Raw genomic sequence first — 13,523 nt, forward strand, 5'->3', positions numbered from 1 at the left:
CCCTTAATAAGGGGGGTGCCGATAGGCGGGGGGATCTACCCTTAATAAGGGGGGTGCCGATAGGCGGGGGGATCTACCCTTAATAAGGGGGGTGCCGATAGGCGGGGGGATCTACCCTTGATAAGGGGGGTGCCGATAGGCGGGGGGATCCCCCCTGCCCCCCTTGATAAGGGGGGTGTCTGAAAACTTTTAACACCTACCTACTTAAGTTATAGTTTTAAGTATTTAATTGACTAACAAAGACTAGAGAAGGAGCAAAGGGAAAAAATGTCAATTAATCAATACAATTTTGTCACGGTTTTGCTACTAGGGATGATTGATCGGTTAGAATGATAAGGCGATCAACGATAACAATTATGACTTTACTAGCGAAATCTTTAGAGGAACTGACCGACTGGGTAAAAGACCAGGGACAACCCGCTTATCGGGGTAAACAATTACACCAATGGCTATACGAAAAAGGGGTGCATTCTTTGGCGGATATTTCCGTATTCCCCCAAGAATGGCGCAGCAAGCTGGCGGATTATCCTATCGGTCGTTCCCTTATAAATTATCGCAGTGTAGCACCCGATCGCACTCGTAAATATCTGCTAAAACTGGCCGATGGTTTAATTATCGAAGCGGTGGGAATTCCTAGTGAAAAAAGATTGACAGTCTGTGTTTCTTCCCAAGTGGGTTGCCCGATGGCCTGTGATTTTTGTGCCACGGGAAAAGGGGGTTTTACTCGTAATTTAAAAGCCTATGAAATCGTTGACCAAGTATTAACAGTACAGGAGGATTTTCAACAGCGAGTTAGTCATGTGGTGTTTATGGGGATGGGGGAACCTTTATTAAATATTCCCGAAGTGGTGACAGCGATTCATTCCCTGAATCAAGATGTGGGGATCGGTCAGCGTTGTTTAACGATTTCTACGGTGGGATTACCCCAGAAAATCAAGCAACTAGCCGAACATAATTTGCAAGTAACTTTTGCTGTTAGTCTCCATGCTTCTAATCAACAAGTTCGAGCCAAATTAATCCCCAGTGCCGACCATTATCCCCTAAGTAATCTGATCCAAGACTGTCAGGAATATGTTCAAATCACGGGACGAAGGGTGACATTTGAATACATTCTTTTAGCGGGAGTGAATGATTTACCCGAACACGCAAGGGAATTAGTCAAACTGGTAAAAGGTTTTCAATCTCACGTCAATTTAATCCCCTATAATCCCATTCAGGAGGTGGATTATCAACGGCCTGATGAAAAGAGAATTAAGGCTTTTAAAACTATTTTAGAACAGGAAAAAGTCGCCGTTACTGTCCGTTATTCCAGAGGTTTAGCGGCCGATGCGGCCTGTGGACAATTGCGATCGAGCGTCATGGTACAATAAACAGGCGTAAATCGGCCATTAACTAGCGTTGGCTGAATAAATCTAAAAACCTTGTTGGTTAAGACTTTTAGACTTTGGGGAAATCAAAAAGTGCCAGCCATTGGAGGGATCGGGGGGAAATTTCAGGGGAAAAGTGCCTTAAAATAGAACCCTACACCCTACACCCCACACCCTGGCCCCACGAGAAACTTTTTGCCGCAAACCCTAACTAGATTGCTAGTCTCCCTGCTAGGCTAAACTAGAGAACTATAACATCAATGTAGGAGCCATTTCGATGCAAAGTCTCTCTAGTGCCAAAGAAAACCGCCTTTTTGTCTATGAAGTCGTCGGTTTGAGTCAAAATGACAAGACTGATAACCTAGATTATTCTATTCGTAAGAGTGGCAGTGTCTTTTTAACCGTTCCCTATAGCCGCATGAATCAAGAAATGCGTCGGATTACCCGTTTAGGCGCTCGCATCGTCAGCATTAAACCCTTAAACGCTGCTGCGGCCGAGTAGTTCATAAAATAATTATTGCTAATATCTGTCCCCCGCTCTTGTCCTCATCAGGTCAACCAGGGGGATTTCTAGCATAAATGGGCAAAAGTAACATAAATCTTAATAAAAAGTAAAATGCTGCAAATGTAACAGATTTTAACCAGAGACTTGACCTATCCTATCCAAAAGGATAAAAGCGATGTCTGTGGTTTTTTTAAGATAACTCTCAATTAGGCCTAGGTGTAGTATACCGATGGTAGGCTAAACTATGGAACGATTATCGTGACTTGAGTTGGGAGTTATATTTAATGTACAGTCCGAGTACACTAGCGGGAAACCGTTTATTTGTTTACGAAGTGGCGGGTCTCAATCAAAACGACAATACTGACAGCTTGGATTATTCAATCCGTCAGAGTGGAAGCGTGTTTTTCACGGTTCCCTACAGTCGCATGAATCAAGAAATGCGTCGGATTACCCGTTTAGGTGGTCGTATCGTCAGCATCAAACCCTTCAATGGGATTGCCCCCGTAGCAACTGTTTCTAGTGCCTCCACACCACAGCCAATCGCTCAATCATCGCCCGTCCCCGAACAGACCAAGAAAAAGGCCATGACTCAAGCGAAAGAAAAAACAGATATCCCCGTCAACATCTACCGTCCGAATCAACCCTTTATCGGCAAATGTATCGAGAATTATCCTCTCGTTGATGAGGGGGGTATCGGCATCGTAAAACACGTCACCTTTGACCTTTCCGGGAGCGATTTACGCTATTTAGAAGGGCAAAGTATCGGTATTATCCCTCCGGGTACCGATGCTAATGGCAAACCTCATAAATTGAGACTCTATTCGATCGCCTCCACCCGTCATGGTGATAAATTAGACGATAAAACCGTATCCCTCTGCGTGCGTCAGTTAGAATACCAACATCCAGAAACCAAGGAAACCGTTTATGGAGTTTGTTCCACCCATCTCTGTAATATAGGGGTGGGTGCCGATGTGGCTATTACTGGTCCGGTGGGTAAGGAAATGCTGCTGCCCAGTGATGAAGATGCCACTATCATTATGATGGCCACCGGGACGGGAATCGCTCCCTTCCGAGCTTTCCTCTGGCGGATGTTCAAGGAACAACACGAAGATTATAAATTCAAAGGTCTAGCTTGGTTGATTTTCGGAGTTCCCAAAACGGCCAATATTCTCTACCAAGAAGAATTAGAGAAAATCGCGGCGGAATTCCCCGATAACTTCCGTCTCACCTATGCCATCAGCCGGGAACAGCAAAATCCCCAGGGCGGCAGAATGTATATTCAACACCGGGTAGCCGAACACGCTGACGAAATCTGGAATCTACTCCAAAGTCCCAAAACCCACGCTTATATGTGCGGACTTAAAGGGATGGAAGATGGTATCGACGATGCTATCAGTGGTGCTGCCAATAAAAATGGCACCGATTGGTCTGTCTATCAGAAACAACTGAAAAAAGAACATCGCTGGCACGTAGAAACCTACTAAACCAGAAAGGTTCTCTGAAAATTTTTGCGGGTGGGCATTGTCCACCCTTTTTGTCTTGGCTTCGGTTAAGATAAGTAGCTGGTTATAATTAAATTAAAAATGGATTTTAGGTTCGATCCCCCCTACCCCCCTTAATAAGGGGGGTGCCGATAGGCGGGGGGATCTGAAAGTTTTTAATACCTATCTACTTAGGTTTTTTAAAAGACCTTTAAAAAGATGAAATTCTCTCGACGCTTTTTTCCCGTTTTCCTTGCCCTCTGCCTACTGTTTATTTTGCTGCCCCAGGCCTGGAGTTTTACTAATAGCCAAAAACAAATTCTGGCCGATTTAAAAACAGCCGAGATTATTTATCTGGGAGAAAGGCACGATAGTCAGGCCGACCATCAGGCCCAATTAGCTATTATCGAGTATTTACAGGCTAATAATCCCCAAATAGCGATCGCTTTTGAGATGTTTCAACGTCCTTACCAAATCTATTTGGATCAGTATTTAGCCGGCAAAATTAGCGAAAATCAGTTGAGAGAAAAAAGTGAATACGACCAACGTTGGGGATTTGATTGGGAATTTTACGCCCCGATCCTGCGCTTGGCCAAGGCGAAAAAACTACCAGCTATCGCCCTAAATACACCCACGGAAATCACTAGAAAAGTGGCACGGGAGGGCTTAGAAAGCCTCTCCACCTCAGAAATGACCTACATCCCCCCTAAAAGCGAAATAAACCAGGATAACGAGGAATACCGTCAACAGATCTTAGCCGTTTATGAGCAACACACGGGGGGCAGTAGTCAGGGATTCGATCGCTTTTTTCTGGCACAGGTTCTCTGGGATGAAACCATGGCCGATGCGATCGCTAAATTCTGGCAAGCTCATCCCGAATATCAGATCATCGTCCTAGCAGGAAAAGGTCATATTGCCTACGGTTACGGTATTCCCAGTCGAGTCCAAAGAAGATTAGGCGATCGCGTCAGCCAGCGCTCGGTTTTCTTAGGAGACGCTCCTCAATCATCACCAGCAGAAACCAAAAAACCCGCCGATTATTTTTGGCAAGGGCAAAATTAAGCAAGTCGGAGGTTAGGAAACAAGGGATGATAAGCTAATACCATTTTTCTTTATTCTTGGCAGGTATCTTACCCCTCCTCACCCCCCCGACGTCGGGGGGGTGAGGGCAATTAACCATCTCTGTCATTACTTTAGAAAAATGGTATAAGAAGCCAGTCTTTAAATTTCGCAGTTAATTTAGTGGATAATAAGTCTGAAAAACTGAGGCTATTTTATGATTAATTTAACCTGTCAAGATACCGAAACACTCGATCGCATTTTAGCTGTGACTCGTGCCGTCGGTTGGGGTGGTGCTAAAATTCTCCAATCCTACCACCGGGGTGAACAGGATTTAGCCATCAACGAGAAGAAAAAAGGCGGACCAGTGACAGCGGCGGATTTAGCGGCAAATCACTATATTTTAGGGGAATTACAAACAAATTTCTCTGATATCGACTTTGGTTATCTAAGCGAGGAAACCCACCAGGGTAATGAAGCTATCCCGAAAGATTGGGTATGGATTATCGATCCTTTGGACGGAACCCGCGATTTTATCGACAAAACGGGAGAATATGCCCTACATATCGCCTTATGTTATCAAGGAAGACCGATCATCGCCGTGGTTGCCCTACCAGATCAAGAAAAACTCTATTTTGCCCAAAAAGGAAAAGGCACTTTTCTAGAAACTAGCGACGGCAATATTACACAGGTAAAAGTTGCCAATAAAGATAAAATTACCGACCTCTATCTGGTGGTTAGTCGTACCCATCGCAACCAACGTTTTGATAATTTATTAAGTCAAATACCCTTCTTGGATAAAAATTATGTGGGTAGTGTGGGCTGTAAAATTGCCACGATCCTCGAACAAAAATCCGATGTTTATATCTCCCTATCGGGGAAATCGGCGGCTAAAGACTGGGATTTTGCCGCTCCAGAGTTGATTTTAACGGAAGCAGGCGGCAAATTTTCCTATTTTGACGGTCAACCGGTGCGCTATAATCGCGGCGATGTGCGGCAATGGGGGGGGATCATGGCCAGTAATGGTCCTTGTCATCAACAACTTTGTCAGTTGTCCACAGCAATCCTCGCCCAAATTGATGCCACTGTCTAATTTCTGCCTCCTAACCGAGAATCAGAGATCGGTAGAATGGAAAAAAACCAGATCGAGCAATGTTACGGTTAAAAACTTGGCAAGGGTTGATTTTAGCAGTTCCGATCGCAGCCGTGGTCATCTTTCTGATCGTGGCCGCCAGTTTCCAGATCAATCAATGGGGTTTAAATTGGATTTGGGCAGTTTTTACCCTGATTTTTGTCGCTTGGCGCTTCCTGTTGGTCAAATGGACGCGCCCAGTGGTCGGGGAAATCGAAGCCACCATTGGGGAAATTAAGGCAGAATTAACCCCTCCTGACGGTGATTCCGGGGGCAATGTCGAGGAAATTATCGAGAGGATTATCGTCGAGGCCCGCAATGATCGGCCGGTTTGGGAAGATTGGGCGACTTTTTGGCAACGCTGTCAGGATTTGGTCAGTGCCATCGCTCAGATCTATTACCCCGATGTCAAGTACCCCTTATTAAATATTTACATTCCCCAGGCCTACGGTTTAATTCGGGGAACCGTGGATGATAGCGATCGCTGGATGCAGAATCTTTCCCCGGCCCTGAATCAAATCACCATCGGCCAAGCCTATCAGGCCTACGAAGTTTATCAAAAATTGCAACCCTCGGCCCAGAAACTTTGGCAGGTCTGGAATTGGGCGCAATGGGTAATCAATCCCGCCGCGGCTGTGGCTAAAGTGGCCAGTCAAAAATACAGCGATCGAGCGGATCAGCAATTATTAGTCAATTTAGGGCAAGTTTTGCGGGAAAATGCCCTAAGAAATCTCTCTCGCCAAGCGGTGTTACTCTACAGTGGCAGTAATCTCGCCCCCACTCTCCCCACCAAAACCAAAATCGCCACTACTACTCTCAAGGAAATTCTCGCCCAAGCGGAACCGATCACGGAAATCGATCGCCAACCGGTTAACATTCTGCTGGTTGGACGCACCGGGGCCGGCAAAAGCAGTTTAATTAATACTCTCTTTCGGGCCGATTTAGCCCAAGTGGATCTATTGCCCAGTACCGACGCGATCCAATCCTACCATTGGCAAACCCCAGAAGGGGACGAGTTAATCCTCTGGGATACCCCGGGCTACGAACAGGCAAATCGGGCCGATGATCGGCAAAAGGTTCTTAATTACGCCAAAAACGCCGATTTATTGATTCTGGTAACTCCCGCCCTCGATCCCGCCCTGGCTATGGATGAGGCTTTTCTTAAAGATTTGCAACAAACTATTGACAATTTACCAGTTATAGTCTGTGTTTCTCAAGTCGATCGCCTGCGTCCGCTGCGAGAGTGGCAACCCCCCTATAATTGGCTGACGGGAGAAAGTCCCAAAGAAGTCAATATCCGCGAATGCTTGCAGTATCGGGCGGAATTATTCGAGGATCTCTGCGATCGCATTTTGCCGATGGTCAGTCAACAGCTGGATAGAGAAGCTTGGGGGGATGAGGAGTTATCAATCGCTTTGCTGGGGGCAATTTCACCCGCAAAACAGTTGCGTTTGGCCCGTTTTTTAGCCGATTTAGAAACTCGAACCCTGGCAGCGGCGAAAATAATCGATCGCTATACTTTACAGATGGCCACGGGACAAGGTTTAACGGCCCTATTAAAAAGTCCTATTCTCGGTTTTATCTCCACTTTAGCCACGGGAAGACCGACTTTAGCCTATCTTTTAGCTGAACAAATTCCTGTGGAACAATTACCAGTAGCGATCGGTAAATTACAGATGGCCTACGAGCTTTCTTCTCTCTTAAATACGGAGAATAAAAGTTTTGATTTATTGGCACTTTGGCCAATACTATTAGAAAATTCTAGCACTGCCGACAGGGAAGCTTGGGCCTGGGGTCATGCTCTGGTAGAATATTGGACAAAGGACTTATCGATCGAAAAGTTCCGGTCAAGTTATCAGGGGTATTTAGAGACGGTAAAAACAGGCCTGTAGCCAGATTAATTAAACTAAAACTTTATTCCACTTTAAAAGTATAGGAGAGTGGGGAGGAAAGGTTTCTGGGGTTGAGATTTCTGGCCTTTGTACTAAAATTACCGATTTTGGAAGAGCCAAAGAAGCGCTGGGATCTTTTGGATTGTTAACTTCCCCTGTCTCATTTTTTGAATCACTGGTCATAACTAAACAATTAGTAGTGGTCTCTGTTCATTACCTTTTTGCAGTATTAATTGAGTATCTTCCTCCGTCTCAGTTTTAGCATATAAAGCCATGAGTTTTAATCCTTTGCGAATTACTTCAGACTCTGTTAAGTCTAGCTCTTTAGCTATTTCTTTAAGATATTCAGAGTCCTTTTGACTAAGATTTACTCGAAATTGTCTGGTAGCCATTTTTTTTTGTTAATTTAGTGAATTACTGATTATATCGATGGTGGTATCTGTAAGGTCGAGAAGAGCCATTTTTACCATCGAGGGCTATAGTAGGGTCAATTCATGAAATATAGTAGGGTCAATTCATGAACTATAGTAGGGTCAATTCATGAACTATAGTAGGGTCAATTCATGAACTATAGTAGGGTCAATTCATGAAATATAGTAGGGTCAATTCATGAACTATAGTAGGGTCAATTCATGAATTGACCCTACAGTCTGATTTAAGGGTTGTCATCGTCCTTTCTTATAGATGTCCATAGTAGTCTTCCTTTAGAAACTTAGCATCCTAACTACAGTATCCTATCTTACCCTAATTACACCAGATATGTCAAGCAATCGCACCAGATATGTTAAGTCAACATAAACGAGTCCTGACGGTACTTAATGGGTGCAATAGGTCAAATACCATCGACTTATCGACTTATTTGTTATTAAAATGCTATTTTTCGCAAATTTTAACTAAAATAATCTTAGGTTTTATTCATGCTTAGGTACAACAGGGGGGATAATAGGGTATTTAGTAGGTGGTATTACATATACATATATGCAAGGCATAGCAATGGGTGTAATGTGGGTATATTGTGGGGTTTAATAGATACCACAGTGCTGAGTTCCTATGGTATGATAGTTCCATCAACTTTTAGATAGATAAAAGTATGGCAGACACAACTAAACAAGTGAGTATGCTAGAATTGGAGTTAGAAGATGATCTAATCAGACAAATTGAAGATGTAGCTGATTCTGGTTGTTTTTCAAAAGATGAATTATTACAAAGTATTTTAGAAGCATGGAGATATCATCAAGCCTATATACATAGACTTTAAAATATGGTTCAAATAATCAATATTAAGTAATTCGATTTGAGGATAATGTGGAATGATTACTATCAAATGATTATCTGCTTATTGTTTTGAGCTAACAAAAAATTTTATCACTATTTTCTTGAACAACAGTCTATTAAACTTTCATAACAAGTAACCCTGAGACAATTATCAGTTTTAGCAATTATTGAGATGTTAATTTATTGTAAGCAGAAATAATCGCCGCATTTTCCCAATCATCATCAAAAGGAAGCGCATCGGGATCTGACAAAGCATTAGCCTCGATTTCTGCATTGCTCATCGATTTAACTCGCTCCCAATCGGTTAAATCTTGCCTTTCCTCTTTTGTGTTAACAATCCCCATCTTGGGGGATACTCTCTTGATACTTTCTTCGCTCACGTTCGTTTGCTCTCCTAGCACTAATCAATCGGCAAGTTTCCCCTCTTATAGTATAGACAACATAACAGATTATCCCGTTTAATTGTCCCAGCAAACACATCCTTATTTCTTGGTAATCTTGGCGATTATCTTCTCTGATTAGACAGTGACCATCGAAAATAGGAGGAACAGCCGCAAAATCTATCCCATGCTTCTCTATATTAGAATATCTTTTAGACTGATCCCAGTCAAATTCTCTAAATTGCATAAATAAATCTCCAAAAATTGTCTTTGTAGAGAATTATTCCTATATCTCCTCCTTACCTATCGTTTTGAACGAACAAAAATTTTTATCACTATTTAAACTTCAATAATTTTTTGTTATATCGATAAATTACTAGCCCTAAACGCAGAAATTTTGAAAAAGCGAAGCCTCCGCTTCTACTATAATCAGAGAAGGGTAATTGAGACAATTTCTGCATCACCTTAAATAGCTCTTCAGGTTTTGCGTCCGAGAAAATTAATAATCTGGGGATTAATTTCTTTTGACCAATGTTCTTGGGGATAGTGTTTTGCTTCTGCGAGGGAGATTAATTCCACTCCTGATTTAGTGGCTAATTTTTCGACAGTGACAGAAGATAACCAAGGATCCCCCATTCCCCAGACAAAAAGGATAGGTTTTTCAAAGTTCTCTAAACCTGTCTCAATTTCTGCCATGGTTTTCGATAGGTTTAAATTGCGAATCGTAGCCACTAAAGTGCGACCTACTGCCGAAGTTTTTAGATAAGGTTGACGGAAAATAGCCAGAGCTGCATCACTAATCACAAAACCGCTACCGGTTTCTAAAGTACGATCGACTAATAAGGGATCTTGAGTCGCCATATCTCCGAGGAAAGGTATCCCCCATTGTTTCATTATCCAGGGTAATTTAACATCACTGGAGAGGGGAGTATTTAAGATGATCAAGCGCTCAATTTTATCAGGATTTTCTAGGGCGTATTGTAACCCGACGGAGGCTAAAAAACCCTGGACAATGAGGGAGATTTTCGGCAATTGGAGAGCTTGAATAAAATCGGACAAAGCTTGACAAAAAGCGTTAGGTGTGTAGGCGAAATCTCTGGCATCGGGTTTAGCGGATAAACCGGAACCGATCCAATCGGGGGCAATGGCATTAATGTTATATTCTTCTAAACTGGTCAATAATTCCCGCCAAATATAGCCATGGGCGGGTAAACCATGGAGTAGAATGACGGGGGTTGTGTCCGGTTGTTGAGCGGGGTTAACCTGTCGATAGAACCACTTGAGAGAGCCGACTTCGAGAAAATTTTCTAAAATAGCCATGGTTAATGGGGGATTAACAATCAATAAACCTCTTGCATAATTAATTTTTCAGGGTTCAAAAACGGCAAAAATAAGGATTAAATGGCATAAAGTCTGTAAATAGACCATTTAACTGATTATTACTCCTTCTTAATTCTCCTGACTACTGACTACTGGCTCCTGACTCCTAACCCTAACAACAATTTTTGATTTTTACAAGAGGTCTAATAACCATTGTCTAACGTCTAGGAACCGTCGCACCGGCAATTTTCCCACCCCAGCAGTTAAAGGGAGCTTGCGTCGAGACTTTGTGCTTCTCCGGGGGTTAAGGGTAAATGAAGACCGCATTCTTGTTTTAAACCCTTGAAACGGGTGTCTCGTTCGTTGCTATCATCGGCGGTTAAAGGCCGACTGGAGTGCCAATCGCCGACGGAGACATAACCCAGATCAAAATAGGGATGGTAGGGGAGATCGTATTTAGTCAGATACTCGTAGATGGTTTTGGCATTCCAGTCAAGTATCGGTAATATTTTGTAACGTTCGCCCTGTTGATTGACCCATTGGAGAGTTTTGCGGTGGTCGGTTTGGTCGCGACGTAAACCCGCTAACCAAGCGGTGGCCTTTAATTCCTTCAGGGCCCGTTGCATCGGCTCCACCTTGCGGATTTTGTCGTAGAGATTGAGGGAGTCGAGATCGTTATTTGACCACAGTTTACCGTGGATTGCTTCCATGCGGGCGGGACTGAGGGGAGATTGATAAACTTTCAGGTTTAAATGGAGGCGTTGGCTTAAGTCTTCGGCAAATTGATAGGTTTCCGGGGGAAGATAGCCAGTATCGATCCAAATAATCGGAATATCGGGGATAATTGCGGTGACTAGGTGCAACATCACCGCCGCCTGAATGCCGAAACTGGTACTCATCACCAAACCTTCCCCAAAGGTGGCCGCGGCCCAAGCGACGATTTCTGCGGCGTTAGCGGAGTCAAAACGTTGATTAATTCTGGCCAGGTCGAGGGATAGAGGGTAGGAAAAAGACCGGTCGGCAGTGGCGATGAAGGCGGTTTCTAGGGCCCGTGGATGAGAATTAAGTAAGTGTAAATCTGGCATTCTGGCTAAGATTTAAGATATTAGTAGCGGCGGATACTGATAGAGTCCAATCTATCCATTAGGGTTCGAGAATAGAGTCGCCTCCATCTCCTCCCCTTGAGAAACGTGGGTGAGACTTACGCCTCCGACGGCTCCTAGTTTAACTGCTTCATTGTTAGGGATACAGCTTGACAATCGAGGGCCGTTTTATCGAAAATTTGGGTTAAAACCCCGTCGTTTTACGGTTGAGAATCTATATACTGTACTTCTACTATATCTGATGGGGTGAAGTGTGGCCCACACTAGCGACACCCTCCTTTCTCAAAAATCTCTCTGGTTACACTAGGTTAAGCAAGATGGGGAGGAATTACCGCTAGTTTTTGCAGTTGTTTTTCAATATTGGCCTTTAATTGGGTCCGGGAGATTTCTTTTCCCGTTTGAGCAGTGTGTGCATTTTCCAGAAAAATAATACTATCTACTTTTTCTAGGGCAAATAATTGGAATAAAAGATGGGTGACGGGAATCAGGAGCGTTGATAGGGGTGAATCGGGGGTATTTTGAGCAGATATGGCCATTTTTTCCGTAGCAAAGGCATAGATTACCCTTTTCTCCTGTTGTGGCTGCTGCCGATGGGCTAAAGTGGTCAGCAACCAATCACCCTCGCTATTCTGAAGCACATAGTATTGTAAATGTTTTAACTGTCTGGCCATGGCCGCGAGGACGGGATTAACCGCTTCTTCCATGACCACGGTTGCCAGTCCGTAATTGACCGCTTCTCGACTTAAAATATGCAGTTGTGCCTTTAATTTCATGGCTAATAATGTCTATAAACTAATCGATATTGACCATTCCTACCAGCGATGAGCGGTTTTTCTGCCAGTACAATTTTAGGCGTTGCTGATTTGAGATCTGAATTTTCTTGGCTGGGATTTTTAAAACCTAAACCGAAACTAACTTTGACACGGGAACCTGCACAGTTGCCATTCATCCCTTGATTCAGCAACGCTATTTAAAATTGTCGTCGTGAAAAGATGAGGATGGAGATGCCCAATAATAGACCAGTATAAACGAGACTGTAGAGGGCATTAGCGATTAAGACATCAGCACTAGGCAGCAAACCATAAACGGCCTCGTTTCTAAAATTTAATCTCTCTAAATCTGGGAGAATTAGATAAATATTTTTAGTGATAGCGAGGATATTGGGATTTTTGCTGATTATACCCAATTGGATCAGATCTTTGCTGATGTGACCCATTAGATAGACCCCAAAAGTCATTAACGTGGCTAAAATCGAACTGGTAAATACCCCAAAAGCGATCGCCACGGCCGCGATGAGAATTAATTCCAAACCGAGATAGAAAACCGAGACAATCAGGGGTAAAGGTTGAAAAGATACTTTCATCCCCAGCAACATCAGCAGGTAAATCACCAACATTACCCCCAACATCACCGCTAAAACCCCGGACAAACCCAAGTGTTTACCGAGGATAAATTCAGCCCGACTCAGGGGTTTGGGAATCAAAACTAAAATAGTTCTCTTGTCAATTTCCTTATTAATTAGCCCTGTACCCACAAAAACCGCAACAATTACCCCTAATAACCCGATAGCGGCTAATCCCAAGTCAAGAAAGATTTTCTGATGGGTTCCCACCGCAATTTCTGGTAATAAACGCAAAGCGAAGGCCATCAACAAGGCAAAAAACCCGATAAAGTAAAGAATGCGATCGCGGATAACCTCGCGAAAACCATTAGCTGCGATCACCCAGATTCTCAGGATACTGATACCCATAGCCTTTCATCAAAATAATATCTGTCTTTCCTAGATTAAGAGATTGTTTTATCCCCTCATTATGCCCAATTATTAACTTCCCTATTTGATCAAGAATACACCAATCTATTACTTTTTTGCTGGCCCTGTGTAGGTAATTTTCCTGACTGACGGACACATTTTTCAATACAAAGACAAGTACTGTTATGTGAAAGCCTCAAACTCCTGAATAAAAGAAAAGGTAATTTTGCCATAATAATCCTGACGAGCTTTGCGAGAA

14 protein-coding genes are annotated in these 13,523 nt (G+C 43.3%); 7 read left to right on the forward strand and 7 right to left on the reverse strand.

Features of this window, described 5'->3' with window-relative positions; translation table 11 throughout:
* Window positions 1-356: 356 nt before the first annotated feature.
* The 6 genes from rlmN to EWV66_RS04015 all read left to right on the forward strand — a co-directional run bounded on the left by rlmN (window position 357) and on the right by EWV66_RS04015 (window position 7,436).
* Window positions 357-1,370 carry a dual-specificity RNA methyltransferase RlmN gene (gene rlmN / locus EWV66_RS03990; protein WP_287107697.1) on the forward strand — a complete coding sequence of 338 codons (1,014 nt, stop codon included), beginning with the start codon at window positions 357-359 and terminating at the stop codon, window positions 1,368-1,370.
* A gap of 274 nt (window positions 1,371-1,644) precedes the next feature.
* On the forward strand, window positions 1,645-1,869 hold the full coding sequence (gene cpcD, locus EWV66_RS03995) for a rod-capping linker protein CpcD (protein ID WP_002772199.1): 225 nt from the start codon (window positions 1,645-1,647) through the stop codon (window positions 1,867-1,869).
* Window positions 1,870-2,156: 287 nt separating this feature from the next.
* Window positions 2,157-3,356, forward strand: coding sequence for a bifunctional rod-capping linker CpcD/ferredoxin--NADP reductase PetH (gene cpcD/petH / locus EWV66_RS04000; protein WP_287107698.1), 1,200 nt, complete (start codon window positions 2,157-2,159; stop codon window positions 3,354-3,356).
* A 216-nt stretch (window positions 3,357-3,572) separates the two neighbouring features.
* Window positions 3,573-4,415 (forward strand): ChaN family lipoprotein, encoded by an 843-nt coding sequence (locus EWV66_RS04005; protein WP_052276173.1) that lies wholly within the window; start codon window positions 3,573-3,575, stop codon window positions 4,413-4,415.
* A gap of 214 nt (window positions 4,416-4,629) precedes the next feature.
* Window positions 4,630-5,505: a 3'(2'),5'-bisphosphate nucleotidase CysQ family protein gene (locus tag EWV66_RS04010; protein WP_052276172.1), complete on the forward strand. Its 876-nt coding sequence runs from the start codon at window positions 4,630-4,632 to the stop codon at window positions 5,503-5,505.
* 59 nt (window positions 5,506-5,564) lie between these two features.
* Window positions 5,565-7,436 (forward strand): GTPase family protein, encoded by a 1,872-nt coding sequence (locus tag EWV66_RS04015; protein WP_072927310.1) that lies wholly within the window; start codon window positions 5,565-5,567, stop codon window positions 7,434-7,436.
* A 185-nt stretch (window positions 7,437-7,621) separates the two neighbouring features.
* On the opposite strand, the gene EWV66_RS04020 is transcribed toward EWV66_RS04015, so the two are convergent.
* Window positions 7,622-7,828, reverse strand: a complete 207-nt coding sequence (locus EWV66_RS04020; protein WP_002762605.1) for a hypothetical protein — start codon at window positions 7,826-7,828, stop codon at window positions 7,622-7,624.
* 698 nt (window positions 7,829-8,526) lie between these two features.
* Between EWV66_RS04020 and EWV66_RS04025 the strand changes: the two genes are divergently transcribed.
* Window positions 8,527-8,694: a hypothetical protein gene (locus tag EWV66_RS04025; RefSeq protein WP_167341541.1), complete on the forward strand. Its 168-nt coding sequence runs from the start codon at window positions 8,527-8,529 to the stop codon at window positions 8,692-8,694.
* A gap of 181 nt (window positions 8,695-8,875) precedes the next feature.
* Here EWV66_RS04025 and EWV66_RS04030 read toward each other — a convergent pair whose 3' ends face one another.
* The 6 genes from EWV66_RS04030 to EWV66_RS04055 all read right to left on the reverse strand — a co-directional run bounded on the left by EWV66_RS04030 (window position 8,876) and on the right by EWV66_RS04055 (window position 13,264).
* Window positions 8,876-9,055, reverse strand: coding sequence for a hypothetical protein (locus EWV66_RS04030; RefSeq protein ID WP_052276170.1), 180 nt, complete (start codon window positions 9,053-9,055; stop codon window positions 8,876-8,878).
* Window positions 9,042-9,338: a BrnT family toxin gene (locus tag EWV66_RS04035; RefSeq protein ID WP_043995702.1), complete on the reverse strand. Its 297-nt coding sequence runs from the start codon at window positions 9,336-9,338 to the stop codon at window positions 9,042-9,044. The genes EWV66_RS04030 and EWV66_RS04035 overlap by 14 nt, the downstream gene beginning before the upstream one ends.
* A 230-nt stretch (window positions 9,339-9,568) precedes the next feature.
* On the reverse strand, window positions 9,569-10,435 hold the full coding sequence (locus tag EWV66_RS04040) for an alpha/beta fold hydrolase (protein ID WP_287107699.1): 867 nt from the start codon (window positions 10,433-10,435) through the stop codon (window positions 9,569-9,571).
* A gap of 239 nt (window positions 10,436-10,674) precedes the next feature.
* Window positions 10,675-11,496 (reverse strand): phosphoadenosine phosphosulfate reductase, encoded by an 822-nt coding sequence (gene cysH, locus EWV66_RS04045; protein WP_072927673.1) that lies wholly within the window; start codon window positions 11,494-11,496, stop codon window positions 10,675-10,677.
* 326 nt (window positions 11,497-11,822) lie between these two features.
* Entirely contained in the window at window positions 11,823-12,287 is a 465-nt protein-coding gene (locus EWV66_RS04050; protein WP_002787359.1) for a hypothetical protein, read from the reverse strand.
* Window positions 12,288-12,484: 197 nt separating this feature from the next.
* Window positions 12,485-13,264, reverse strand: a complete 780-nt coding sequence (locus EWV66_RS04055; protein WP_081417917.1) for an ABC transporter permease — start codon at window positions 13,262-13,264, stop codon at window positions 12,485-12,487.
* Window positions 13,265-13,523 lie beyond the last annotated feature (259 nt).

The organism is Microcystis sp. M_OC_Ca_00000000_C217Col (assembly GCF_007095585.1).
In the GTDB taxonomy this organism is placed as follows: Bacteria; Cyanobacteriota; Cyanobacteriia; order Cyanobacteriales; family Microcystaceae; genus Microcystis; species Microcystis panniformis.